This is a genomic window from Catenuloplanes atrovinosus (assembly GCF_031458235.1).
GTDB classification, from domain to species: domain Bacteria; phylum Actinomycetota; class Actinomycetes; order Mycobacteriales; family Micromonosporaceae; genus Catenuloplanes; species Catenuloplanes atrovinosus.
This window is the reverse complement of sequence record NZ_JAVDYB010000001.1, coordinates 3,774,717-3,799,374: the sequence shown is the minus strand read 5'-3', so window position 1 is coordinate 3,799,374 and position 24,658 is coordinate 3,774,717. Positions and strand designations below refer to the sequence as shown.

The 24,658-nt window shown below is 71.3% G+C and carries 20 protein-coding genes; 10 read left to right on the top strand and 10 right to left on the bottom strand.

Annotated features, from left to right (window positions below; translation table 11 throughout):
• Positions 1–32: 32 nt before the first annotated feature.
• Positions 33–737 (bottom strand): VOC family protein, encoded by a 705-nt coding sequence (locus J2S41_RS17080; RefSeq protein WP_310368863.1) that lies wholly within the window; start codon positions 735–737, stop codon positions 33–35.
• A gap of 94 nt (positions 738–831) precedes the next feature.
• On the opposite strand from J2S41_RS17080, the gene J2S41_RS17075 reads away from it, so the two are divergent.
• Positions 832–1,614 (top strand): SDR family oxidoreductase, encoded by a 783-nt coding sequence (locus J2S41_RS17075; protein ID WP_310368862.1) that lies wholly within the window; start codon positions 832–834, stop codon positions 1,612–1,614.
• Between the two features lie 96 nt (positions 1,615–1,710).
• Here J2S41_RS17075 and J2S41_RS17070 read toward each other — a convergent pair whose 3' ends face one another.
• From J2S41_RS17070 to J2S41_RS17060, 3 genes are all read right to left on the bottom strand, one after another.
• Positions 1,711–3,213 carry a hypothetical protein gene (locus J2S41_RS17070; RefSeq protein ID WP_310368861.1) on the bottom strand — a complete coding sequence of 501 codons (1,503 nt, stop codon included), beginning with the start codon at positions 3,211–3,213 and terminating at the stop codon, positions 1,711–1,713.
• Positions 3,214–3,236: 23 nt separating this feature from the next.
• The gene (locus J2S41_RS17065; RefSeq protein ID WP_310368860.1) at positions 3,237–5,228 is read right to left on the bottom strand and encodes a glycosyl hydrolase family 28-related protein; all 1,992 of its coding nucleotides are present in this window, start codon (positions 5,226–5,228) and stop codon (positions 3,237–3,239) included.
• Between the two features lie 118 nt (positions 5,229–5,346).
• Positions 5,347–5,991, bottom strand: a complete 645-nt coding sequence (locus J2S41_RS17060) for a class I SAM-dependent methyltransferase (RefSeq protein ID WP_310368859.1) — start codon at positions 5,989–5,991, stop codon at positions 5,347–5,349.
• A 77-nt stretch (positions 5,992–6,068) separates the two neighbouring features.
• Between J2S41_RS17060 and J2S41_RS17055 the strand changes: the two genes are divergently transcribed.
• From J2S41_RS17055 to J2S41_RS17035, 5 genes are all read left to right on the top strand, one after another.
• Positions 6,069–6,521 carry a YbaB/EbfC family nucleoid-associated protein gene (locus tag J2S41_RS17055; RefSeq protein ID WP_310368858.1) on the top strand — a complete coding sequence of 151 codons (453 nt, stop codon included), beginning with the start codon at positions 6,069–6,071 and terminating at the stop codon, positions 6,519–6,521.
• 3 nt (positions 6,522–6,524) lie between these two features.
• Positions 6,525–6,848: a type VII secretion target gene (locus J2S41_RS17050; RefSeq protein WP_310368857.1), complete on the top strand. Its 324-nt coding sequence runs from the start codon at positions 6,525–6,527 to the stop codon at positions 6,846–6,848.
• On the top strand, positions 6,848–7,549 hold the full coding sequence (locus J2S41_RS17045; protein ID WP_310368856.1) for a WXG100 family type VII secretion target: 702 nt from the start codon (positions 6,848–6,850) through the stop codon (positions 7,547–7,549). The genes J2S41_RS17050 and J2S41_RS17045 overlap by 1 nt, the downstream gene beginning before the upstream one ends.
• 30 nt (positions 7,550–7,579) lie before the next feature.
• Complete coding sequence (locus J2S41_RS17040) at positions 7,580–8,725, top strand: winged helix DNA-binding domain-containing protein (protein ID WP_310368855.1); 1,146 nt, start codon at positions 7,580–7,582, stop codon at positions 8,723–8,725.
• Positions 8,726–9,337: 612 nt separating this feature from the next.
• The gene (locus J2S41_RS17035) at positions 9,338–9,802 is read left to right on the top strand and encodes a DUF5980 family protein (RefSeq protein ID WP_310368854.1); all 465 of its coding nucleotides are present in this window, start codon (positions 9,338–9,340) and stop codon (positions 9,800–9,802) included.
• A gap of 500 nt (positions 9,803–10,302) precedes the next feature.
• Here J2S41_RS17035 and fxsT read toward each other — a convergent pair whose 3' ends face one another.
• Both fxsT and J2S41_RS17025 read right to left on the bottom strand, forming a co-directional pair.
• Positions 10,303–13,458, bottom strand: a complete 3,156-nt coding sequence (gene fxsT, locus J2S41_RS17030) for an FxSxx-COOH system tetratricopeptide repeat protein (RefSeq protein ID WP_310368853.1) — start codon at positions 13,456–13,458, stop codon at positions 10,303–10,305.
• Positions 13,459–13,769: 311 nt separating this feature from the next.
• Positions 13,770–14,180 (bottom strand): HflX-like GTP-binding protein, encoded by a 411-nt coding sequence (locus tag J2S41_RS17025; protein WP_310368852.1) that lies wholly within the window; start codon positions 14,178–14,180, stop codon positions 13,770–13,772.
• A gap of 444 nt (positions 14,181–14,624) precedes the next feature.
• Between J2S41_RS17025 and J2S41_RS17020 the strand changes: the two genes are divergently transcribed.
• A complete protein-coding gene (locus tag J2S41_RS17020) occupies positions 14,625–16,676 on the top strand; it encodes an alpha/beta hydrolase (protein WP_310368851.1) in 2,052 nt (683 codons plus the stop codon).
• Between the two features lie 371 nt (positions 16,677–17,047).
• Entirely contained in the window at positions 17,048–17,671 is a 624-nt protein-coding gene (locus tag J2S41_RS17015) for a snapalysin family zinc-dependent metalloprotease (RefSeq protein WP_310368850.1), read from the top strand.
• Positions 17,672–17,805: 134 nt separating this feature from the next.
• Here J2S41_RS17015 and J2S41_RS17010 read toward each other — a convergent pair whose 3' ends face one another.
• Together J2S41_RS17010 and J2S41_RS17005 are read right to left on the bottom strand one after the other, a co-directional pair.
• Positions 17,806–18,396 (bottom strand): RICIN domain-containing protein, encoded by a 591-nt coding sequence (locus J2S41_RS17010; protein WP_310368849.1) that lies wholly within the window; start codon positions 18,394–18,396, stop codon positions 17,806–17,808.
• 95 nt (positions 18,397–18,491) lie between these two features.
• Positions 18,492–19,004 (bottom strand): peptidoglycan-binding domain-containing protein, encoded by a 513-nt coding sequence (locus tag J2S41_RS17005; RefSeq protein WP_310368848.1) that lies wholly within the window; start codon positions 19,002–19,004, stop codon positions 18,492–18,494.
• Between the two features lie 494 nt (positions 19,005–19,498).
• Here J2S41_RS17005 and J2S41_RS17000 point away from each other — a divergent pair, with 494 nt between their 5' ends.
• A complete protein-coding gene (locus J2S41_RS17000; RefSeq protein ID WP_310368847.1) occupies positions 19,499–21,937 on the top strand; it encodes a tetratricopeptide repeat protein in 2,439 nt (812 codons plus the stop codon).
• 134 nt (positions 21,938–22,071) lie between these two features.
• On the opposite strand, the gene J2S41_RS16995 is transcribed toward J2S41_RS17000, so the two are convergent.
• Entirely contained in the window at positions 22,072–23,019 is a 948-nt protein-coding gene (locus J2S41_RS16995) for a TIGR03620 family F420-dependent LLM class oxidoreductase (protein WP_310368846.1), read from the bottom strand.
• Positions 23,020–23,173: 154 nt separating this feature from the next.
• Positions 23,174–23,953 carry an SDR family oxidoreductase gene (locus J2S41_RS16990; RefSeq protein WP_310368845.1) on the bottom strand — a complete coding sequence of 260 codons (780 nt, stop codon included), beginning with the start codon at positions 23,951–23,953 and terminating at the stop codon, positions 23,174–23,176.
• A gap of 79 nt (positions 23,954–24,032) precedes the next feature.
• Here J2S41_RS16990 and J2S41_RS16985 point away from each other — a divergent pair, with 79 nt between their 5' ends.
• Complete coding sequence (locus J2S41_RS16985; RefSeq protein WP_310368844.1) at positions 24,033–24,629, top strand: TetR/AcrR family transcriptional regulator; 597 nt, start codon at positions 24,033–24,035, stop codon at positions 24,627–24,629.
• Positions 24,630–24,658 lie beyond the last annotated feature (29 nt).

The window sequence follows — 24,658 nt, the reverse complement described above, 5'->3', positions numbered from 1 at the left end:
TACGGCGTACCCCCGCCGGATTCGTCGTCGTGTCAGACCGGCGGGCGGCCGGTGAGGCAGTAGACGCCGCCGGCCGGGTCCCGCATCACGGTCCAGCCGGGGAACTCGGCCACGAACGCCGCGCCCAGCGCCTCGTGCCGGGCCCGGACCGCGGGAATGTCCGCACACGCCAGGTCCGGGTGCGCGCCGGCCGGCCGCTCCGTCGCGCAGCGCTGGACGAGCAACTGGATCGGCGCACCCGCCGGCGGGTGCAGCCGCCGCAGCTCCGGCAGCGAGGTCGGCCGCGGGTCCCAGCCGGTGATCGCGGTCCAGAACGCCAGCTCGGCATCGTGCGCGTCCGGGCCGATGTCCAGCGACACCTGGTCGAGCAGCACGCCCTCGGCCGGCGCCGGCCGCACGTGCCGGCCGTCCGCGGTGTCCACGCAGAACGTCAGCCCGGCGGGGGAGCGCAGCACCCGCCACGCGCCGTGATCGGCCACCTCGGCGGCGCCGGCCCGGACCGCGAGCGCGGCGAACGCGGGCACGTTCTCCACCGCCAGGTCCAGGTGCACGCCGCCCGGCCCGTCCTGGACGCCCTGCACCATCACGCTCACGTCCCCGGCGACCGGTCGCAGCCCGACGAACCGCGGCGACCGCTGCGGCACCGCGAACGCGCCGGTCACGGACTCCCAGAAGGCGACCGCCTCGTCGAGCGCCCGCTCCGGCCGGTCCAGGTACGCGGTGACCCATGTCAGCATCCCGTGATTGTCCGCCGCGCGCAGCCAGGGTGCGACGCACCCAGGACGGATTCCGTCCTGGAACGCGCCCGCCCGGCGGCGAAGCATCGAGGTCATGAGCGATATCCACACCTCAGCCACCGGCGCGCTCGCCGGGCGCGTCGCCGTGATCACCGGAGCCAGCGCGGGCATCGGCGCCGCCACCGCACGCCGGTTCGCCGCCGAGGGCGCGGCGGTCGCGCTGCTCGGCCGGCGCGCCGCGCGACTCGACGAGCTCGCCGCGGAACTGCGCGCCTCCGGCGCCGCGGCGGTGCTCCCGCTGCCGGTCGACGTCGGCGTGCCGTCCGCGCTGACCGGCGCCGCCACCGCGATCCGGGACGCGCTCGGCCGGCCCGACCTGGTCGTGGCGAACGCCGGCACGATGCTCGGCGCGCCGTTCGAGGTCGCCGACCCGGCCGAATGGGACCGCATGATCGACGTGAACCTGCGGGGCCTGGTGGCCACCGGCCGCGCGTTCGTCGGCGACCTGCTCGGCGCGGCCGGCGACGGCCGCGCCGCGGACCTGGTCAACGTCGGCTCCATCGCGGCCGACACGATCTTCGCGGACTACCCGGTCTACGGCGCCACCAAGGCCGCCGTCGCGCAGTTGACCCGGAATCTGCGCGCCTCCCTCGGCCCGCGCGGCGTGCGGGTGCGCACGATCGCCCCCGCCTTCGCCGTCACCGAACTCGGCGACGACATGACGCACGAGGCCACCCGCGCCGGCCTGGGCGAGCTGCGGGCCGCCATCGAAACCATCACGGCCGACGACGTGGCCGCGGCGATCACGTTCTCGGTGTCCGTCCCCGCGCGGGTCAACCTCGCGGACCTGACGGTCGTACCGACGCGGTTCGGCTGACCGGCGCCCGGTCGCCTCGTGAGCGGACCGTGACTCCCGCGGTACGGCTCGGCCCTGACCCGCCGCCCGCACCGCAACGCCCACCCGGCGACGGGGTCATGAAAGAACCTTCCACATCGACGGTACGGGCAAGGCCTCATTGGACGCTGCCGCGGCGCACAGGCCGGGCTGCTCCAACAGCGCGACGATCCGGGCGGCCGGCAGGCGGGGGCAGGCCGCCGCCGCCCGGCGTACCGTGGGATCGCGGTCGTCCAGCAGCGTCGCCGGATCGAGCCGTGGATCGCGGAGCGCCACGATCCTGAGCTGCGGATCAGCGTCGGCGGCCAGCGGCGCCAGGCCGGTCGTCGGGAAGTTCCGATGCCGGGTCAGCTCCCTTCGGTGCCGGTTCCGCCGGAAGGCGTCCAGCAGCACGGCGGGCGGCGCGTCCGGATGGTGGCGGGCGAGCAGATCGCGCACCACCGGGTCGGCGTCCTCGGCGAGCGCGGCCACCGGGCCGGCGGGCAGGCGCGGGTCGATCGCGGCCCGGCGGCGCAGCAGCGGATTCACGGACGCGGCCATCCGGACCGAGTCGGCCACGTCCTCGCACGGCGCGGACGGGAACGAGCGGGGCATCGTGGAGACGTCGATGTCGATCGCCGCGCGTTCCGGCTCGGTGAGCGCGGGGTGCAGGGACACGCGGGTGCGCACGGACGCGTCCGGGTCGGCGGCGAGCCGGTCGAGCTGCGCGCGGGTCAGGTCCGGGCGCCGCGCCGCCGCGGCCCGCACCTCCGGCGCGGGGTGGCCGGCCACGGCTTCGACGGCGTCCGGCGTCAGGTGCGGGTTGCCGGCGACGGCCTCGGCGCCGCCACTGGCCACGCCGGTCTCCAGCGTGTACGCGATCAGCTCCGGCGCGAGGCGGCACTCGGCCATCAGCGCGCGGTACGCGTACCCGTTCATCCGTACCCGCAGATCGTCCATCGTGTACACATGGTCGCGCCGGCGGGCCCGGTCGCCCGCGCGGCGCTCGATCTCCGAGCGCACCCGCTCGTCCTCGTCCGCGGTGAGGCGGCGCCAGTGCGGTCCGTCGATCGGCACGACCAGTGCGGCGGCGCGCCGGATCAGCGGGTCCGGATGCTCCGCCGCGACCGCCGGCACCGCCTCGTTCCGGTAGGGCAGCTCCCGGGCGATCTCGTCGAGCAGTTCGTGCTCCTCCATGCGCGCACGCCGGAACAGCGACAGCATCCGCTCGATCTGCCGGACCGCCAGCGTGCGCGCCGCTTCCGGCCAGGGCGGCGAGGCCGCGCGCCCCGCCGCGCATTCCGCGATCGCCATGATCGGGTCGTGCGCGAGCACCGACCGGATGCCCGGAGTCAGGTCCGGGTTGCCCGCGAGCGCCCGGCGGGTCGCCTCGTCCGGGTGCCGGGCCGCGGCCTCGGCGACCGGATGCGGCAGGTCCGGACGGTGCCGCAGCGCCACGGCCATGGCGTCCGGGCGCCGGTCGAGCATCCGCAGGAGCAGCTCCACCGGCGCGGCCGGATTGACGGCGAGGCCGTGAACCGGTGCCGCCTCGCCGTCCGGGAGCAGGGCGGGGTCGTCGAGGTACGGGTTCCAGCTCGTCACGACGAGCCAGCCTAGGCCCGGCCCTACCGCTGACCGCCCCACGGCGACGGTGGGGGCGGTGGGACCACCGGTGGGCGGTCGTCGCAGGTGATGGTGTTGGGGAGCATCCAGGGGGCGAGCCAGCCGCCGTCGTTGCCGCCGCCGTCGAGGATGGTGAACTCGGAGCCGGAGGGCGGGAAGCCGAAGCTGCCGCAGTTGTTGACGCCCACCGCGCCCACGTTCCGGGCGTCCACATCGGTCACCGTGAGCGAGCCCGCCACCCGCGCGCTGATCACCGAGGTGCCGGTGCCGTCCACGCGGGTGTCGCTGACCACCACGTCGCTGATCGAGTAGAGGTCCTTGACCGGCCAGTCGGAGACCAGCATGACCGCGTTGTACGTGCTGTCCAGGAAGTGGTTGCCGGACGCGCGGACGCCGGAGTCGATGTCGCTCTCCAGTGCGTACAGCCACAGAGCCCCCAGCCCGACCCGCCAGTTCAGCTCGAACGTGCCGGCCCGTACCGTCGTGTTGCCGGTGAAGCGCAACGTGCCGGCGAAGGGCTCGGCGCCGAAGCGGGAACCGGCGTGCAGCGCGCTGCCCTCGCGGATCGGGTCGGCGACCAGGTTGCCGGAGACCGTGTTGTCCGTGCCGCCGTAGACGGCGATGCCGTTGGCCAGCACCGGGGTCTGCACGGTGTTGCGGTCGATGACGTTGCGCGCGTTCGCGGTCGTCTCCGACCACATCGCCAGCGCGTCGTCGCCGGAGTTGCGCACCACGTTGTTGCGCACCACCGAGTCGGTGACGCCGGTGTGGAAGTTGAGCCCGTCCGCGATCTGGTCGACGATCATGTTGTTCAGCACGCGCATGCGGGTCATCGGGCCGTCGAACCAGAGGCCGACCTTGGTGTGCCGGATGTGCAGGTGCTCGATCACGGAGTCGCTCATCGCCCCGCCGACGCCGTTGACCTGGTCGGTGTCGATCCGTTCGCGGACGTCGCCCTCGATCGCGAAGTGCGCCAGCCGTACGTTCCGGGAGCCGCCGTCCGCGCCGTAGAACCCGACGCCGGTGTGCACGGACCCGTCCGGCGCGGGCGGATCCAGCGCGACCTGCCGGCCCTTGACGATCGTGTGCCAGGTGCCGGCGCCCTCGATCGTCACGTCGTCCACGATGATGTGCCGGTTCACCTGGAACGTGCCGGGCGGCAGATAGACCGGCACGCGCACCTTGCGGGCGAACGCGATGGCCCGCTCGATCGCCGGCGCCGCGTCCCGCCGCCCGGTCGGGTCCGCGCCGAACGCCAGCACGTTCGCGGCCCGCGTCAGCACCCGCGGCGGCCCGGCGAGCTCGGAGTCGAGCAGGTCGATCACGGTCCACGCCGCGCGCGTCCCGGTCGGCGCGGTCAGCCGCACCCGGTCGCCGGCCCGGTACACCCGATCCAGCCGCAGCCGCTGCTCGTCGTAGAAGTGGCTCGGCCGGAACGGCTTCGTGATGACCGGTGCGGGCGTGGTGGCGGCCGGCACGCACCCGCACTCGGTGATCCACCAGTCCGGGTGCAGCAGGTCCGCGCCCGGGTCGTTGGTGAACGGATACTGGTTGTACAGCCAGGAGTATTCCGAGGTCAGCGTCATGGTGCGGGCGTCGCGGCCGTTGACGGTGACGGTCAGCGGCGCGGTGATCCCGCCGCCGCCCGGCGCGTCCGGGATGCTGTAGCGCACCGTGATCGCGTCGGCCGCGCGCGGCAGCGTGAACTCCACCCACTGCCCGGGCGCGAGCGAGACCGCGCTGCGCCCGGACGCCTCCGCCGGCAGCGTGTAGGCGTCGCGCGACGGGCCGATCACGGTCCCGCTGGTGGCGGCGCGCTCCGCCTCCTGCTCCAGGAACGGCACGTCCGCGCCGCGCCCGGCGGTGAGCGCGGGGTCGATGCCGGCCCGGGTCACCGGCGTGGGCGTGGGCGAGGCGTGCGCGGGCGCGGCGACGAGACCGGAGAGGAGCACGGCGGTCACGATCACCCGTCCCGCGCGGCGGGGCGAGGACATCACGGACACTCGATTCGTCGATGGGTGCCCGACACTACGAAGCGCACCGATCCCCGCGCAAGACGCGTGCGCAACATTTCCGTAATCCCGTCTTATTCTTGCGCCGAAACCCCCACAATCAGACGGCGATGAGGTACGCCTGCGGCGTCCGCTCCCGCCCCTGCGGCTCCCGCACCGCCGTCGTGTGCGCCACGAAACCGGCCGCCACCAGCAGAGCCATCACGGTGCCGGGATCCCACCGGTACGCGTCGAGCGTCAGGCCCTCGTGCCCGTACGCGCGCTCCACCCGTACCCGATCGGGCATCCCGGGGTGGATGGACTGAAAGGCCAGCAGCAGCGGACCGCCCGGCCGCACCACGCGGCGACACTCCGCCAGCAGCCCCGGCACCCCCTCCCGCGGCGTGTGAATGATCGAGTACCACGCGACCGCACCGGCCAGCCCACCGTCCGCGATCCCGTCCAGCCGGTCGATCGACCCCACCTCGAACCGCGGCCCCGGATAGCGGCGCCGCGCCTCCGCGATCATCGCCGGCGACAGATCCACGCCCACCACGTCCGGAACGCCCAGCCCGTGCAGGTACGCGGAGACCCGCCCCGGCCCGCACCCGAGGTCGCCGACCGGGCCGTCACCGGCGAGCGCGGCCAGCACACCGAGCATCGCCCGGTCCACCGGCTTGCCGGCCAGCTCGTCCGCGAGCTGATCGGCGTAGGCCGCCGCCACGGTGTCGTAGGAGGCGCGAACGGCGTCGAGGTGGCTGGTCATGCCGGGGACGGTACCGGGTGGCGGGCGGCGGGCCCTTACGATGTTGCGGCGGGACACGGGCCGGTGGAGGGAGGCGCATGGAGACCGGGGCTCTGAGCGGGGGCGGGATTCTCGATCCCGAGGGCGCTATGGATCGGATGCGCGCCTGGAAGGGCCGGATCGACAAGCTCGCCGCGGACACCAGGGCGATGAGCGAGCGGCTCGACGGGCTCCGCGTGACGGTCTCCGACGAGCACGGCCTGTGCGAGGTCACGGTGGACAACACCGGCGCGCTGCTCGACCTGACGCTCGGCCGCGGCATCCAGCGCGTCGCGCCCGAGGTCGTCGCGCGCACGATCATGGACACGATCCGGCTGGCGAAGACGCAGATCGCGGACCGCTCCCAGGAGATCATCGCGGAGACCGTGGGCACCGACTCCGCCGCCGCACGCGCGATCGCCGAGCGGGTCGACCGCCGGCTGCGCCCGGAGCCGGACCCCGACGAGTGGCGGCCCGGCTCCGGATACGACGGCCACGGCTGGCGGGGGTAGCGGATGGCGGCCGGGGAGGGCTGGGCGGTCGACGCGGACCAGATCCGCGCGCACGCCGGCAACATCGACGCGGTCCGCGCGGCGTTCGGGCCGGTCAAGGACGCGAGCACGCACATCGGCCAGGACGACGCGGCGTACGGGCTGCTCTGCGGCTGGATCGCCGGCATCCTGGAGAGCCGGCACACCCGGCAGGACGAGATCATCGCGTACGTCGAGGAGAACCTCCGCATCGCGGCCGACCTGCTCCGCAAGACCGCGGACGCGTACGAGGCGGCCGACAGCGACGCGGAGAACTCGATGAAGGGCCTGGAAGGGCGGCTCACCTGATGGCCGATGGCTCGCTCGTCGCGCCGGTCGAGTCGACGCGCACCGGATACACCGGCATCTCGCTGGCCGAGGGCTTCGCCGACCTGAACGCGGCGATCCAGAGCGAGGGCTGGGTCGACGACCTGCTCGCCGGTGCCGCGTTCGGCCTGGACGCGGTCTCCACCGTGCTGGACCCGTTCAGCGCGCTGCTGGCCAGCGGCATCAGCTGGGCGATGGAGTACTTCGAGCCGCTGCGCGAGATGCTGGACGCGCTCACCGGCATGCCCGACGTGATCGCCTCGCACGCCGCCACCTGGGAGAACATGGCCGGCGCGCTCCAGCAGATGTCCGTAGACCTCCAGTCGCACCTGGCCGGCGACGTGCCGGACTGGGCCGGGCACGCGGCCGAGGCGTACCAGTCGCTGATGGGCCACAACGTGGCCGCGGTCGCCGGGCTCGGCGGCATCTCGGTGGCGATGGCGTCCGCGACCACCGCCGCCGGAAACCTGGTCACGTTCGTCCGCGAGGTGGTCCGCGACCTGATCGCCGACCTGGTCGCCCGTGTGATCGTCTGGGCGGTCGAGGCCATCTTCGTGGTCACCATCCCGGTGATCGCCGCCCAGATCGTGGCCGCGGTCGCGAAGTGGGCCGGCCGCATCCTGATGTACACGACCGCGCTGGTCACCAGCCTGACCAACCTCTCCAAGCTGGTGAACGGCTGAATTGTCGTACCCCTGTGACAGCATGTCGGCATGCGTCACGTGTCCGATCATGAGCGGCGCGCCCGGCTGGGCGTCCGCCACGCCCTGGCCCCGCCGTTCCGCGCCACCACCGTGGAGGACGCCGCCCGCGCCGTGACCGTGCTGCACGCCACCGAGCCGCCCACGGTCTACCTGTCCTGCTGGGCGCGGATGGACACGCTGAAGCCCGACGATTTGGACCGCGCACTCCACGCCGACCGCACCCTGGTCAAGCAGCTCGCGATGCGGCGCACCCTCTTCGTCTTCCCGCGCGACCTGCTGCCCTTCGCCTGGCCGAGCGCGTCCGCGCGGGTCGCCGCCACCGAGCGCGCCCGCCTCGCCAAGGACGTGGTCACCGACGGCCTCACCCCCGACGGCGGCGCCTGGCTGGACCGGGCACGCGCCGAGGTGCTGGCCGCGCTGGACGGCGTGCCCGGCGGCCGCACCGCACAGGAGATCCGCCTCGCCGTACCCATGATCGACGTCAAGGCCGCCGGCCTCCCCGTCGCCGGCCGCGTCCTCAACCACCTCGGCCTCACCGCCGACCTCGTGCGCGGCACCAACACCGGCGGCTGGCACGTCTCCCGCCCCCGCTGGACCCCGATGGCCGACTGGCTCGGCACGTCCCCCAGCTGGCCGACCGCCGCCGACGGATACCGCGAGATCATCCGCCGCTGGCTCTGGTCGTTCGGCCCCGGCACCGAGGACGACCTGGTGTGGTGGCTCGGCGGCACCAAGTCCACCGTCCGCGCCGCCCTCACCACCCTCGCCGCCGAGCAGGTCACCCTCGACTCCGGCCGCACCGGCTGGCTCCTCCCCGACGACCTCGACGAGGTGCCCGCCCCCGCCCCGTGGGCCGCCCTGCTCCCCGTGCTCGACCCGACCGTGATGGGCTGGCAGTCCCGCGACTTCTACCTCGGCCCCCACCGCGACCTGATCTTCGACACCCGCGGCAACGCCGGCACCACCGCCTGGGTGAACGGCCGCGTCGTCGGCGCCTGGATCCAGGACCCGTCCGGCGCGGTGCGCATCCGGCTGGCCGAGCCGGTGTCCGCGGTGGAGGAGGAACTGCTTCATGCGGAGGCCAGGCGCCTGACGGACTGGCTCGCCGGCTTCCGCGTCTCCTCGGTCTACTCCTCCCCGATCATGAAGGGCTAGCGGAGCCACGACGAAGACCACGAGTTCCATTGTCCCGCTTCCGGCGTGGTGCCGATCCGCATGCTCCCGCGGGCACCGGTCGTCGCTGGCGCTCCTCCCTGCCGGTCCCGCGGTAGATGGAGCGGGGCGATGCCCTGTTCGACGACGTCGCGCAACCCGTCCGGGGCCTCTGGTGTGCGTGCGTCCGCGTTGCGGATTACCGGCCTGATGCCGCGACCGCGGCACTCGGCTCGGAGACCCTTGCCGTCGCGGCCCGTGCCAGCCAGCACCGGAAGCGTGGCCGCACACCCCCGCCGGCGATCGGCGGCACGGAACCGAGCAGGGCCACGGCCATGCTGATGTCCGGCACGGTCGCGCCGATCGTGATCACGTCGAGCCGCGTCCCTGCGCCGTCGGCGATCGGATGCGCTTGTTGCCGGGTCTACCGCGCGGGTGATCGGCATCGCCGAGCGCCCCGCACCGCCGCTCCGCCCCACCCGGACGGGATCTCTAGCGCACGAGGCCGGGAGGTGGCCGATTCGCCGGGGTCTGTTCTGAATTCGGGCTGAGATTTGTCGGTTACGTTCCCTCCGTGCGGTGCTACGACCCGCCCGATCCTTGCTGGAGGCAACCGTGACACGACGTCGAATCCTCGCCCGCTCGATCCTCGGCCTCGCGGTCGGGCTGGCGCTGGCCGTAACCGCCGGCCCACCCACCCCCGCCGCGGCGGCGACCGCCTCGCCGGCGACGTGGCGGCTGATCGACCTGCATCAGCGGTTCTGCACGCCCACCGATCTCGGACGCATCATCTACTTCCCGGTCTTCATCGAGGGCACCTGGTCGGAGGAGCTTCGGATCAGGCTCGTGGACACTCCGCCGGGGTTCGAGCCCGCCCAGGGCCCGAACCTCCCGCCCGGCCACTCGGACGACCACGGCGCGGTGGGCGGGGCATCGGCCTGGATGCCGCCGATCCCGGAGAAGTCCGAGTACGTGCTGAAGGTGCGCGCCACCTCGGGCTCACACACGCAGGAGGTCCCCGTATACCTCGGCATCAACGACGACTGGCTCGACTGCGTCAACAACGGCCCACGGGGGTGACGCCGATCAGCCCGGCCGCGGCTCCCGCACGCCGCTGACGGCCAGGACCGAACTCAGAAACGCCCGAGCCCGCCCCGGAGCGGCACGGTACACCGGTCGGGCCGACATCGGCCCGACCGGCGCCCGTGCTCGGGATGCCGATGGGTAGCCGCCGGCGCGACGCTCACCGCGAACGACGACGCCGACCTCGACCGGGACGAGCACGAGAAGATCCGCCGCGACCACGCCGACCACGCCCCACAGGCCGCAAGCCTGTGGCCCGGCAGGAGCGTCCGCAGGCACACCGGCACCGCACCGGCCACGGACGATTCTCCCGCCACGTCGGCAGCAACGGCTCGATCAGCTCCCACGACAATGCACATTGCTGTACGACTGGAACCCCACGGATCTGCCGCTGTCCAAGCACGCGCCAGCCTTAAGCGAGTGCCACACGGTGCAGCCGGGTCCGCAGGGTGGCCGCCATCCGGACCTGCCGGTGCCTGCACGAGCCTCGCCGAGATTCAGCCTCCTTTATCGGACTCACTGTCTGCTCCCCGGAGTGGCTCCGGTGGCTGCGCCGCTTGATGGCGGTGATCGTCGAGTAGCGTGAGGTGGGCGCGGATGGCGGTGGTCTGTGGGTGGTTGGGGCCGAGGGCGGCCAGGCTGATGGTCAGGGCCTGCTCGTACTGGGTGTGGGCCTCGTCCAGTCGGCCCAGTTCCTGCAACACGCCGCCGAGGTTGCTGCGCCAGATACCGATGGTCGGGTGGTTGGGGCCGAGGGCGGCCAGGCTGATGGTCAGGGCCTGCTCGTACTGGGTGTGGGCCTCGTCCAGCCGGCCCAGTTCCTGCAACACGCTGCCGAGGTTGCCGCGCCGGATGCCGATGTCGGGGTGGTTGGGGCCGAGGGCGGCCAGGCCGACGGTCAGGGCCTGCTCGTATTGAGCGCGGGCCTCGTCCAGCCGGCCCAGTTCCTGCAACACGCCGCCGAGGTTGCTGCGCCGGATGCCGATGTCGGGGTGGTTGGGGCCGAGGGCGGCCAGGCTGATGGTCAGGGCCTGCTCGTATTGGGTGTGGGCCTCGTCCAGCCGGCCCAGCGACTGCAACACGCTGCCGAGGTTGTTGCGCCAACTGCCGATGTGCGGGTGGTTGGGGCCGAGGGCGGCCAGGCTGATGGTCAGGGCCTGCTCGTATTGGGTGTGGGCCTCGTCCAGCCGGCCTAGATCCTGCAACACGTCGCCGAGGTTGCCGCGCCGGATGCCGATTTCGGGGTGGTCGGGGCCGAGGGCGGCCAGGCTGATCGTCAGGGCCTGCTCCAACTGGGTGTGGGCCTCGTCGAGTCGGCCCAGCGCCTGCAACACGCGGCCGAGGTTGCCGCGCCAGGTGCCGATCTCCGGGTGGTCGGGACCGAGGGTGGCCAGGCCGATGGTCAGGGCCTGCTCGAACTGGGTGTGGGCCTCGTCGAGTCGGCCCAGCGCCTGCAACACGCGGCCGAGGTTGTTGCGCCAGATGCCGATGTCGGGGTGGTTGGGGCCGAGGGTGGCCAGGCTGATCGTCAGGGCCTGCTCTAACTGGGTGTGGGCCTCGTCCAGCCGGCCCAACTCCTGCAACACGCCGCCGAGATTGCCGCGCCAGATGCCGATGTGAGGATGGTCGGGACCGAGTGCGGCCAGGCCGATCGTCAGCGCCAGCTCCAACTGGGCGTGGGCCTCGTCCAGCCGGCCCAACTCCTGCAACACGCGGCCGAGGTTGTTGCGCCAGATACCAATGGCCGGGTGGTCGGGGCCGAAGGTGGCCAGGCCGATCGCCAGGGCCTGCTCGAACTGGGTGTGGGCCTCGTCCAGTTGGCCCAGATCCTGTAAGACGCGGCCGAGTTCGTCGTGGCGCCAGGCGGTGTCGGGGTGTTCGGGGCCGGATGCGGTGCTGGTGAGGTGCAGGGCGCGTCGGGCGAGTGGTTCGGCTTGCCGGTACTGACCCGACTCACGTAGATAGGCGGACGCGCGGTGCAGCAGGAAGCCCGCGTCGTCTTCGCCGACGTGCAGGCGTTCGGCGTGCTCGGCCACGGCCAGCACCTGTGGCAGCAGACGCCGGCAGTCATCCCAGCGCTCCACCTCCCAGCTGTCGTCCGGAAACAGCGCACGCACCAGTGTGATCGCGACACCGGCCCAGCGGGCTTCCTCGACCGGGTCGAGGCGGGCCTGCACGACGGTCTGAACCAAGCGGTGCATCTCGGTATGGGCCGGGGTCAGCTCGATCAGCGCGTACCGGCCCGCGGCCTCCAGCAGCCGGTTGTAGGCCAGCCGGTCCGACACCACCACACCAAGCTCCGGCGGCAACAGGTCCGGCGCCTCAGCGACCAAGCCCCGCGGAACCTGCGGCGCCAGAAACGCCAACACCGTCAGCAGTCGCTCGGCCAGCGGCTGCGTCGTATGGACCCGTTCCAGCGACAACGACCACACCGTGGCCACCCGCCGCCCATCAACGTCCCCCGGCGTACCCACACCCTCCTCTGCCACGGCTGGTGCGAAGATCTCCCGGGCACGGTCGCGGACCAGCCCGACGTAGACGGCCAAATCTTCACCGGTCTGTTCCAGATAGGCCGCGGCCTCTTCCACCGCCAGCGGCAGGTCACCCACCAACTCCGCCAACTGCGACAGCAACCGTTCGTCGTCGTGCCGGGTCCGGGACCGCAGGAAAGCCACCGACTCCGCCCGCCGCCACACACCCACCTGCACCGTGCGCGCCCGCCCCCGCCAATCCGGCCAGCGCGAGGTCACCAGCACATGCCCCCCACCACCGGCCGGGATCAGACCGGCAAGCGACGACGGATGCTCCGCGTTATCAAAGATCAGCAGCCACCGGTCCAAACCCTGCAACCGCCCGAACACGGCCGCGACCACATCCGGATCGTCGACCGGCACCGTCAAACCCAACTCCCGGCCGAGCGCGGCCAACTGCCCCACCACGGTCGCGGGCTGCTCCGCGTCGATCCACCACACCACGTCGTAATCACTGCGGAACCGGTACGCGTACTCGACCGCCAGGGTGGTCTTACCCACCCCACCCAGCCCGTGCAACGCCCCCGACACCACCGCCGCCGGCCCCGGTGACCGCAACCCCTCATACACCTGCCGCACCAAGCCGTCCCGGCCGGTGAACAACAGATTCCGCTGCGGCAGATTCGCCACCTCCGGCCCGGCGCCGGGAAACCGCACCGGCCGCGGCACACCACCCCGCCCCGGATAAGGCGCCGACGCCGGCCGTGGCCGGTCGGTGTCCACCGCCGCCAGCAACTTCCGCCGCGCACCCACCTCACCGACCTCGGTCAGGTCCACATACACCCGGCTGGCCAGCAAACCCGGCGGCTCACACGGCTGCACCAACACCGGGATCAGCACACCGAGTTCACCCGTCGGATCCCGCGCGAACGCCGCGCGCCACTCCGACTCGCCGAATTCCGACACCAGATATGCCGGCGACAACACCGCGATCGTCCGCTCCGCGGCCACAATCGCCGCCTGCATCTCATGCACGAAATCCCGGCCCGGCCGGAAATCCGCTGCCTGATACCGCGTCGAGTACCCCGCCCCTTCAAGCTGCACCGAGATCCACTCAGCCCACACGCGATTCTCACTCGCATAACTGATGAAGAAATCCAGCCCCGACCGCTCTCCAGCCACCCCAAAGCCTCCCCGGCAACCAGCGAACGCCCATGCTACCGAGCCCACACCACCCACAACGCACACAGAATAGGTCAACACACGACAGCACGAGAGAAGCGGAAGAACAGCCGAGCACGGCAATTCACCGTTTCGAAGATCGACGCCATAGCTGCCCGAGTCATGATCAGATATACGGATCTGCCGCGATCCAAGCGATACGCGGACGTCGCTGTTGTCCGGTAGGCGGGATCTTGATGCGGAACCGGTCGCGCAGCGACTTGCCGACGGCTGTCTTCTGCCCCGAACGGGGCCGGCTTCGGCGGACGAAACTACCCGGTCTCCCCGTGGACGGCCAGGTCTTCGCCGCTGAAAACGAGGCAGCCGAGAATACCGGCCAAGACGCTTCGCTGGCGATGTGTCAGAGTGTTCACGAAGACTGCGGCGTCTATCTGCGACTCCCGGCACGCCTGGGCGATCTCGCGGAGCTTGCCATGGGTCAGCAGTGTGCGGCGTGAGAAGGGCTGCGACATTCGCAGCGATCCGCCGGGGCGCCGCTTCCACCGGTCGGAGGCCCCCCGGCGCTGGACAAACCGGGCCACCACCCGTCCGCCGCGGGCCTCCACCAGGCCGGCGAATTCGTCCAGCCTGGCCTCGTACTGCTTCTCCTTGGCCGAGAACAGGCCGATGAGTACGACATCGGCACCATCGAGTGGGTCGCCGAGGTCCCGGTACTGCTTCACGCTGCCATGATCGCCTCGGGTGCGCCGACGAGCTACCGGTTTTCGACCGTTGACCATCGCGACGTCGGGCGCTGAGCGCCACTCAGGGCCAGCTCGAACGCGGCGTCGCCGGTGTGGCTGTCACCGCCCGCCCCACCACGTGAACCACTTTGTCTACCAGGCCCCCGATGGTGACCGGAATTGCGCTCCGGCGCCGCATACACATTCAGAGCCATCTATGTAATCCTGAGGAGTCGGATCGCCGTCCCAGGAGGAGTCCGAATGACTCCCACTTCCCGTCTCCGGCGGCGATCACGGCGATCGCTGCGATCGCTGCGGTCTGCCGTACGTCAGCGGTTCGTCGCGGTCCTCGTCACCGCTGTCATCTGCGGCGCGGCCGGGTTGGCCGGGGCGCAACCGGTGGCCGCCGCGGCGGCGCCGTGGGTCACCGTGTCCGGAGGTTTCGTGTCGTTCCGCGTTCCGGCCGCCGACGTTCAGGACGCCGTCGGCACCGTGTCGTCGGTCGTCGTCGAGGCGAACTTCGGCCCGTCCTCGAACGTGTCGGAACTCGGCCTGAGCCGCTCCGGCGATGCCTGGACGTCGGTGATCGGGCCGCTGCCGGCCGGGTTGTACCACTACCGGCTCAAGGGTGACGGCACGAGGATCTTCGCGGATTCCACGAACGACGCGACGGTCACCTCGGATCCGAGCTGGCGTACCCTGTTCATCCCGGGTGACTCGGCGCGGCTCCTCACCGACGTGCCGGCGGGCCAGGGCGGCGCGATCACGACGGTCACCTACCGGGGCCGGGCGGCGAACGTCTGGACCCCGCCGCGGTACGACGCGCGCCGTACCCGGCCGTACCCGGTGCTGTACCTGCAGCACGGTGCGGGTGGCGGCCACGCCGACTGGGCCGAGCTCGGACGCGCCCGGCAGATCTTGGACAACCTCTCGGTCGAGGGCCGGATGGAGCCGATGGTCGTCGTGATGGGCGGCAGCGACACCGCCGACTTCCGGACCGAGCTGAAGCACCTCATGCGCGCCGTGCACGCCAGGTACAACGTTGCCCGCGACCCGGAGCGCCAGGCACTCGCCGGCGCGTCGTCCGGTGGCGCGCAGGCCCTTCGCATCGCGTTGACCCGCCCGGGCGAATTCGCGTACGTCGGGTCGTTCGCCGGCGGCTACCCCGAGGGCGGCCTCCACGCCGACGCCCGATCGGTCAACGCGGGCACCCGGTTGCTGCGGCTGTACACCGGCAACGTGACCGACGCCGCGTACAACCCCACCTACCGGTTGCTGCGCAGGCTGGACCGGGTCGGCGTCAGGCATCAATTCGACGGGGTCAACCCCGACGCCGGTCACAACTGGACGGCTTGGCAGGAGAATCTGGCCGATTTCGTGCCCAGGCTGTTCCGTTCCGCGCCGGACCACGGCCCGAGCCGCGGCCACCTGCCCCTGCGGCACGAGTTCACGCCGCCGGCGCCCGGGACGACCCCGACTCCGTGGCTCACCACCCTCGCCAACGGCGACACCTTCGTCACGGTCGAGACCGGCACCGAGTTCGCCGGCGCGCAGCAGGTCACGCTCTGGGGCAACTGGGCGCCCGGCGGCAGCTGGGTCAATGTTCCGCTGACCCGCGTCGGTGACCGGTGGCGGGGAACCGTGGGACCCCTCAAGCCGTGGTTCTACTACTACAAGTTCATCGTGGACGGCGTCTCGAAGAAGGACACCTCGAACCCGACGAGGATCACCACGGAGCCGACGTGGAGCACGTTCCTGGTCCCCGGTGAGCGGGCGCGCCTGCTCACCGACGTCCCGCCCGGCCAGGGCGGCACGGTCGAGACGCTCACCTATCACAGCACCGTGGCCGGAGAGCAACGCTCGGCCTACGTGTGGACGCCACCGGGCTACGATCCGCACCGGCCGGCCCCGTACCCGGTGCTCTATCTGCAGCACGGCGGTGGCCAGAGCTACACCGACTGGGTCGAGATGGGCCGCGCCAAACAGATTCTCGACAACGAGTTCCGTGACGGCGACATCGTCCCGATGGTGGTCGTGATGGGCAACGGCAACGTTCCCGACTTCACCAAGGAGCTGCGGGAGAACATCCTCCCGGCGGCCCGCGCCGAATACCACATCGCCGAGGATCCGGCGGGACAGGCGCTCGCCGGTCTGTCGATGGGCGGATTCCAGACGTACGACGTCCTCAAGACGCACCCCGGCGAGTTCGCCTACATCGGCACGTTCTCCTCGGCGATCGGCACGCCCGGCGGCGGCGTCGACCCCACCGGCTATGACGCCGAGGCCATCAACAACGGCACGAAACTGCTCCGGGTGTACGTCGGCAACGCGACCGACTTCGTGTACCCCTTCACGATGGCCACGATGGCCGCGTTCGACCGCCTGGGCATCCGGTACGAGTTCGCCGGGGTCACCGAGGGCCCGCACGGCTGGGACGCATGGCAGAAGAACCTCATCGATTTCGCCCCGCGCCTGTTCCGGCCGGACACACAATGAGCCCTGTTCATCCTGGGCCGCGGTTGTTGTCGACCTGGTGCGGGACGAGGACCGCCCGCCCGATCACGGTGGTGCGGCAGCCACATCCGGTCGCCGGCTGCGGACCGCGACGTCGACGTATGAGCCCTCATGTCAGCCGTTGCGGGGCCTGGCCCGACTCCGGTTAGAGCCGGGCGAGCAGCGCCACGGCGGAGTCACCCAACCCGTGTAGCAGCGGCGGCTGTCCGCGGTGGTTTCGCCCGGCCGCCGCGGACAGCCACGTATCGGATGTACCCGGCAATCCATATCGGCCTTCCATATAGGACGGATATCGTAACGAGCCAAGCAGCAGTGCCCCGGCGCGCGCCGGGCGTGACCATCAGGAGTTCCGCATGACAGACGATCTGCTCCCGCCGGGCACGGGCCGGTCGGCGTACACCAGTTGGCGCGGGCGGGTGGCGACGCTGGCGGTGGCCGTTGCGGCCGCGGGCCTGCTCGTCGCCGGAATCGCCGGTGCGCCGCCCTCGCACGCGGACCCGGCCGGGCCGCCCCCGGTGACGGTGCCGATCGACTTCCTGGCCGCCGGCAGCAGCGTGGACGCGGGCCGTGAGGCCATCGCCATCTGGAATCGTGCCGTACCGTCGATCCGGTTCGTCGAGCAGTCGACGCCTGCCACGCTCAGCGTTGAGGAGATCGAGACCCCGGACGGCCACCAGTCGCGCGTGGACCCGGTCGGCCTCGGCATGGGTCTGATCTACATCGACGTGACCGACGCCAGGCGGTACGGTGCCGTCCGCGTCCTGGTGCACGAGCTGGGTCACATGCTGTCCCTGGGCGACCTCCAACGCGAGGACTGCACGAAGGTGATGGCTCTCCCTCAGCCCGAGTGCACGAACACCGAACCCGACGCCGAAGAGCGCGCCGCGGTCACCGAGTTCTTCCGGCACCACCAGCTCGGCGACACGATGCCGGGGTGGGAGCTTCCCCCGTCCGGGGGGCTGGTCCGAGGGCTCTGACCGGGGCGGAGTCGTACCGCCGAGGGGGTCGTGTGGCTCGGACCGGCGGGCAGCCGCTGGGGGTCGCGGAGACCGGTTCTCGCGGCCGAGGTCGGCCGGCGGTAGTGCACCGCCGGCCGAGGTCGGAGCTCAGCTTATGCGTTGAACCACTGTTGATTGAGGGTGAGCGGGTTGTAGCAGGTCCAGGCGGTTATGGTGCCTGCACTGTCCCACGACGCGTCGAGGCATTTCCCGCTGTTGTCGTTGGTGATCCTGTTGCCCGGGCCGTTGTAGGAGATGGTCCATGACTGGGTTTGCGCGCCGCTGCACCAGCTGACCATGACGTGAGCGTTGAACTTGTCCGGCTGCGTGAGGCAGTAGTTGTTGACCCCGTGACCGTACGCGATCAGCCGATAGTTGTTCACGATGCTGTCCGGATTCGGGACGAACAGCCACCGCGTCGTTCCGGAAGTGCTGCACTCGTCGAGGTATACGACGTTGTCGTCAAAGTTGAGGCAGTGCGTACGGTCGTTGTAGGCGTTGATGAGTTTCATCGGTACGTCCGCGGCGGACGCCGCCTGCGGAGCGACCGCGGTGACCGCGGTCAGGGCGACGACGGCGACGAACAGCGTCCTGATCCGCATTGAGGATCGGCGCCACCCGGGCCTGGAACTGACGCGGAAGGTGCCGGCGCGGCCGGCCGGCAGGCCGAACGCCCGCGCGATTCGGTGTTCGCTTTTCAGCATGAGATTTCGTCTCCATCTTTCAACGATCGAATAGACGTCATAGACGGCGCCAGCTGCGCGGCTGTATAAGCGGCGCCTGCGCTACGGTCGCGGCTCTACCACCCCCAGCGCGAACACGCACCGGTGTGGTAGCCGCCGTTGTTGTGGTCGTAGATCTGGTGGTGGAACCAGAAGGCGGTCTGGGGGCCGTATCGTCCGTCCACCGCGATCCCCGCGTTGTACTGCGAATTGATGATGTTCTGGGCATTGCGCACGGCTCGCTCCGTGTTGGCGCCGAATTGCCCGTCCGTAGCGAGCCCTTGCCCGTAGCATCTGTTCAGGCTTTCCTGCAGGGCCAGCACGCCGACGTTGTTCATGCCCCGGGCCAGGACGCAGTCGACGTCCCCGGAGTCCCAACCGACCGTCGGTATGTGCAGGTAGTAGGCCGGCGAGCGCTGGAACATGTTGCTGAAGCTGGTGCAGCCGACCTCCGCCTCGGCCCGGGCGTGAGCGACGGCGGTCCCCGCCACGCCCGCTTGTGCGGCACCACCCGGGAGCAACGCGGCCCACAGCGCGAGCATGGTCATCAGAGTGAGCGTTCCGGCGACCCGGCGTTTGTTCTTCGACATGAAGCATCCCTCCGTCTTGTACCGATCGACATGGACATCGGGCCGGCGTTCCGGCCCACCGCTGTCCGAGGCTGGCGACCCGGCGTCATCCGCACCAGCAGCCGTGGGGGCCTTGCGCCCACGGCTTGTACGCCGTGCTGCGGGCTCCCGGTCGGCTGCGAGACGTCGGCACCGGTCGCGCCGCCGATGAGCAGCGTGGCGGCCGCCGCCGACGTGGTGAGGGAATCGGCCGCGGAGCGATTCGCATGTGGCACGTCCCTTCGTCGGATGATCCGCGGGTCGTTCACCGGTGGACGGCCCGCTCAGTGTTGGACGTCGATCCCCGGGCGACAGCGAACTTCGGACGAATTCGGATGCCGACCGCGGGCCGGCCGCCGGCGATCCGGACGATCACGGCGACCGTCCCGTGTGACCTGCCGCCAGCGCCGCGAGCGCTAACATCGACACGGACATCGGATCCGGCTGATGGGGGCGATGCCGTGCCGGGTGACCCCGTGACCACGTCGGCGCAGGAGTTCGCGATGCTGCCCAACCCCTCGGGGGCCGCCAGCCTTGATGATCTCGTCGAACAGCTGCGCCGGCTGAAGGCCTGGGCCGGTAATCCGTCCTACGAGACGATCAAAGGCCGGGTGAACGCGGCCTGGACCGCGGCGGGCCGGCCGGCCCGTGAGCTGGTGTCCAGGTCCACCGTCGCGTACTGCTTCCGGCCGGGCCGGCGGCGGATGGACGCCGACCTGGTGGTGGCGGTGGTCCATGCGCTGCATCCCGATACCGGGTACGTGACGGCGTGGCGGCAGGCCCTACGTGTGGTGGACGGGGAGATCGAGGCGGTGTCCCAGGTCCGTGTGCGGGACCGCCTCCCGCCGGAACCGACCTGGTTCACCGGCCGCACCGATGAACTCGACCGGATCCGTCACGCGGGACAGGACGAGCATGCGGTGGCGGTCGTCGCGATCGAGGGCATGGCCGGGGTCGGCAAGACCGAGCTCGCGGTGCGTGCCGGACACCTGCTCCACCGGCAGCAGCCGTTCGAGCGGGTGCTCTTCGTCAACGTGCGCGGCTTCGATCCCGACCCCGCGCAGCCGCCGGCGGACCCGGCTGCGGTCCTGGACGGATTCCTGCGCCTGCTCGGGATGCCCGGCCAGCGGATTCCGCACGACCTCGCCGGGCGCACCGCCGCCTACCGTGACCACCTCGCCGGTATCCGGGCCCTGGTTGTGCTGGACAACGCCGCCTCCACCGAGCAGGTCCGCCCGCTGCTCGCGACCCTCCCGGGGTGTCTCACCCTGATCACCAGCCGGCGCCGCCTCACCGGCCTGCGTTCCGCGGTCCACCTGCCGGTGGACGTGTTCACCCCCGATGAGGCGCTGGCGTTTCTCACCCGGGCCGTCCCCGACGCACCTATGGGCCCCGATCCGCACGCTGCCGCGCGGATCGCCCGGCGGTGCGACTATCTCCCCCTGGCCCTGAGCCTGACTACCGGGCACATCAGCGGCACACCGGGCTGGACGTTGACCGACCACGCCGACCGGCTCGACGAACGCCATCACCAGCGGCGCCTGGATGCCGGCGTCGAGGTCGCCCTCCACCTGTCCTACCAGCACCTGCCCGCCGACCAGCGACGGACACTCCGGCTGCTCGCCCTGCACCCGGGCCAGGACTTCGACGCCTACGCCGCCGCGGCCATCGTCGGCACCGATCCGACCACCGTTCGGGCCGATCTCGACCGACTTCACCGCGATCATCTGCTGCAGCAGGCCGTACCGGGACGGTACTCCTTCCACGACCTCGTTCGCGCCTACGCCACCACGCAAGCCACCGACGAAGACCGTCCGGCCGCCCGCCGCGCCGCGCTGACCCGCCTCTTCGACTATTACCTCACCGCGACCGCGGCCGCCGTGAACAGTCTGCACCCTTTCGACGCCCACCTGCGGCCTCACATCGGCCAGGCCAGCACACACGTTCCCTGTCTCACCGGCCGGGAGCTTGCCCGGGGCTGGTTGGACAGCGAACGGCCTACTCTGATCGCCGTCGCCGCGCACGCCGCCGCGCACGGCTGGCCGGCCCACACGGCGCGACTCTCTCGCATCCTGTTCGGCTATCTCGACGGGGGATACCTCACCGACGCGTTGGCCATCCATGGCTGTGCTCTCCAGACGGATGATCCGACCGCGAAAGCTCATGCGCGCCTCGGCCTCGGCGGCGTGCTCGGCCAATTGGGCCGGCTCGAGCAGGCGACCGACCAGCTGCGGCAGGCACTGCGCCTGTACCGGCGGAATAATGATCTCGACGGCCAGGCCCGTGCCTGTACCAACCTGGGCGTGATCGACAGATTGCGCGGCCGGTACCCGTCGGCGATCGCACACCTGAAAGCCGCCCACCGGTTGTACCGCCGGGCCGGAAACCGCATCGGCGAGGCATATCCGTTGATCTGCCTTGGCGACCTCGAACTGCAGCAGGGACGGTACGGTCTGTCCACCGGCTACCTCGACGAGGCCCTGCGCCTGTCCCGAGAGACCGGCAACCTCCTGGCCGAAGCCAGCACGCTGGACAGCCTCGGCATGCTCTTCCTCCGCCTCGGGCAGCCCACCGAAGCTACGAAGCGCCACCAGGCGGCTGGAGCCCTGTACGAGCAGATCGGCCACCGGGAGGGCCGGGTGTTCACGTACAACGGACTCGGTGAGGCAGCTCAGGCCGCGGGCCGGCCGGACATCGCATTCCGCCACCACACCGCGGCCCACACCCTCGCTGTCGAGACCGGCGCCCGGGTCCAACAGGCCCGCGCCCACACCGGCCTCGGTCACGCTCATCGAGCCCGAGGTAACCGGGCCCTTGCCCGCCGGCACTACCGGCATGCCTTCGCCATCCACATCGACCTCGGCCTGCCAGGAGCCGACCAGATCCGCGCTCACCTGACCGCTCTAGGCATCTAGGCGCTGGTCACAACGGGTCCGGGCTGCTCCCCATGAAGATGGATCACCCACTCGTCGGTGTCGCTGTCATCAATGCGTGGTGCCGTCCGGGAGGCGGAGAACAGCGGGGGAGTGGCCGTGGTCGGGCATCGGGGTCAGGTGAGGTGCGGTAGGAGGGTGGCGAGTTCGGCCCACTGCCGGCTGGGGATCTGCTGTCCGGGGGTGATGACGTGCAGCGCGACGTGGTCGGCGCCGGCGTCCAGGTGCTGCTGGATCCGGGCGTGGACGGCGTCGAGGTCGCCCCAGGCGACCAGGGCGTCGATCAGGCGGTCGCTGCCGCCGGGCACGAAGTCGGCGTCGGAGAATCCGAGCCGGCGCAGGTTGCCCTGGTAGGTGTGCAGGCCGAGGAAGAAGCCGATGCCACCCCGGGCGATCTCGCGGGCCCGGCTCGGGTCGGTGTCCAGGACGACGGCCAGGTGCGGGGCGAGCAGGGCGTCGTTGCCGAGATTCTCGCGGTAGCCGGCGGCGGCCTCGGCCGGCACGAGGAACGGGTGTAGTCCTGCGGTCCGGGCTCCGGCGAGCCGGGCCATTGCGGGTCCGAGCGAGCCCAGCAGCCGGCGCTGCTGGGCAAGCGGCGTCGGCGCGTCGTCGAGGCCTTGCAGGTAGTTGTCCATCTCCTGGACGGCCGTGCTGAACGGTTTGCCGAGGGCACGGGCTACTTCGGCGGCGCTCACGCCCAGCCCGGTGAGCAGCCGGCCGGGGAAACGCGACTCGACCGTGGCGGCGTGTGCGGCCAGCTCGGCGGACTCCTGCTTCCAGATGCTCTGTACGCCGATGACGACGGACGCCTGCCCGGTGGCCGTCAGTAGGCGTTGCGCGTCGGCGAACACCGGACCGCCGTCCAGCCCGGGAATCCACAGTGCGCGGAACCCGGCGTCGTCCAGATCATGCGCGGCGTGTTCGATGGCCTGGGCGGGAGCGGTGCGCAGCTGCATGCTCCACACGCCGACCCGGCCGAGCCGCTCGCGCCACAGCGCACGGTTGCCGTGGGCGCTTGTCGCAGCGCCGCTGTCCTTCGATGCTGTCGCCGGATCGCCGGTCATGTGATCGTCCTGCCAGTCGTTGGTATGGGGCTGTGCGCGAGAAGGCCGCCGGTCGCGACGACCGGCCTCGCGGCGCGGAAGTCGGGGACGACCCCGGTCGGCCGGGCGGGCCCGGCGAAAAAGGCTGGGCCCGCGCGGCCGACCGGGTCTGGAGCTAGATGGCGGGAAGTTCGCCGCCGTCGACGTTCAGGCTGGTGCCGGTGATCCACTGGGCTCGGTCGGAGGCGAGGAAGGCGACGGCCTCCGCGATGTCACGCGGGTCACCGGGGCGGCCGAGCGGGATGCCCGCGGTGATCGCGGCGAGCTCGACGCCCATCGCGTCGGCGAAGTTCTGGCGGATCACGTCGGCTCCGGGGGTGAGCACGTTGCCGGGCATGATCGTGGTGACCCGGATTCCGGCCGGCGCGAGCTCGGCGGCGAGCGCCTTGCCGTAGGTGTTGAGCGCCGCCTTCGCGGCACCGTAGTGCGCCAGCGGCGGGCCCGGCAGGATCGCCGACCCGGACGAGATGTTGACGATCACGCCGCCCGCCCCGGCCTCGCGCAGTGCCGGCAGCAGCGCGTTGTTGACTCGTACGGCGGACAGGTAGTTGAGGTCGAGCGCGTCGAGCCATTCCTCGTCGGGGATGGACGCGATGCCGCCGAGGTGGGTCCGGGCCGCGGCCGCGTTGTTCACCACGATGTCGACACCGCCGAGTTCGCGCAGCGCGGCCGCGGCGAACGCCTGAACGCCGGCGAGCGTGCTGATGTCGCCCTGAATGAAGGTGGCGCCCTTCGGCGTCTCGTCGGTGGCGTTGCGTGCCGTGGTGACGACGCTCGCACCGCCGTCGAGCAGCCGCTGCACGATGGCCGCACCGATGCCGCGAGAGCCGCCGGTGACGATCGCGCGCTTGCCGGCGAACTCGGTGATGTCTGCAGGAACAAGAGTTTTGAACATGCGTTCAGAATAAGCAGATTCTGGAACGGATGTCCAGAACTATTTTGAACCGGCGTTCAGAACGGAGTATCGTGCAGATATGGGGCGTCCACGAAAGTTCGATGAGCACGACGTGCTGGTCGCTGTGCGCCGGCAGTTCAACGAAACCGGCTACCACGGCACCTCGGTCGAGGATCTCTCCCGCGTGACGGGGCTCAGCAAAGGCAGCCTCTACAGCGCTTTCGGCGACAAGGACTCGCTGTTCCGGCGCATCTTCGAGGAGTACTGCGAGAACTCCGACCGAAGCGCCGCGGCCCGGGTCGACGGTCCAGAGGATCAGGCGCTCGACCGCCTCCGCGCCTGGCTGACGGCGCCGGAGGGTTGCCCCGACCGGCGTGGCTGCCTGCTGGCCAAGACCACCGCCGAACTGGCGTGGGAGGACGAGCGCATCGCTGCCCGATCGCTCGCGGCGTACGAGACGCTGCATGAGAGCTGCCGTCTGCTCGTCGAGCAGGCTCAGCGTGCCGGGCAGGTTGACCCGGCCGCCGACTCCGGGGCGCTCGGCGGGCTCATTCTCGCCACCCACCGCGGACTCGAAGCACTGCTCAAGGCGGGGGTCGACACCGAGACGCTGAACCGCATCGCCGACGCCGCGATCGACGGCATCACGCTCAAGCCCACGCGCGCGAGCGCGTGAGCGTTGAGCTCTCAAGCTCGTTCTGCCGG

Coding starts and splice junctions, on each gene's coding strand:
- J2S41_RS17010 (WP_310368849.1), bottom strand. CDS start 18,396: ATGCTGAAAAGCGAACACCGAATCGCGCGGGCGTTCGGCCTGCCGGCC.
- J2S41_RS17005 (WP_310368848.1), bottom strand. CDS start 19,004: ATGTCGAAGAACAAACGCCGGGTCGCCGGAACGCTCACTCTGATGACC.
- J2S41_RS17015 (WP_310368850.1), top strand. CDS start 17,048: ATGACAGACGATCTGCTCCCGCCGGGCACGGGCCGGTCGGCGTACACC.
- J2S41_RS16985 (WP_310368844.1), top strand. CDS start 24,033: ATGGGGCGTCCACGAAAGTTCGATGAGCACGACGTGCTGGTCGCTGTG.
- J2S41_RS17065 (WP_310368860.1), bottom strand. CDS start 5,228: ATGTCCTCGCCCCGCCGCGCGGGACGGGTGATCGTGACCGCCGTGCTC.
- J2S41_RS17045 (WP_310368856.1), top strand. CDS start 6,848: ATGGCCGATGGCTCGCTCGTCGCGCCGGTCGAGTCGACGCGCACCGGA.
- J2S41_RS16995 (WP_310368846.1), bottom strand. CDS start 23,019: ATGACCGGCGATCCGGCGACAGCATCGAAGGACAGCGGCGCTGCGACA.
- J2S41_RS17080 (WP_310368863.1), bottom strand. CDS start 737: ATGCTGACATGGGTCACCGCGTACCTGGACCGGCCGGAGCGGGCGCTC.
- J2S41_RS17060 (WP_310368859.1), bottom strand. CDS start 5,991: ATGACCAGCCACCTCGACGCCGTTCGCGCCTCCTACGACACCGTGGCG.
- J2S41_RS17040 (WP_310368855.1), top strand. CDS start 7,580: ATGCGTCACGTGTCCGATCATGAGCGGCGCGCCCGGCTGGGCGTCCGC.
- J2S41_RS17055 (WP_310368858.1), top strand. CDS start 6,069: ATGGAGACCGGGGCTCTGAGCGGGGGCGGGATTCTCGATCCCGAGGGC.
- J2S41_RS17050 (WP_310368857.1), top strand. CDS start 6,525: ATGGCGGCCGGGGAGGGCTGGGCGGTCGACGCGGACCAGATCCGCGCG.
- J2S41_RS17075 (WP_310368862.1), top strand. CDS start 832: ATGAGCGATATCCACACCTCAGCCACCGGCGCGCTCGCCGGGCGCGTC.
- J2S41_RS16990 (WP_310368845.1), bottom strand. CDS start 23,953: ATGTTCAAAACTCTTGTTCCTGCAGACATCACCGAGTTCGCCGGCAAG.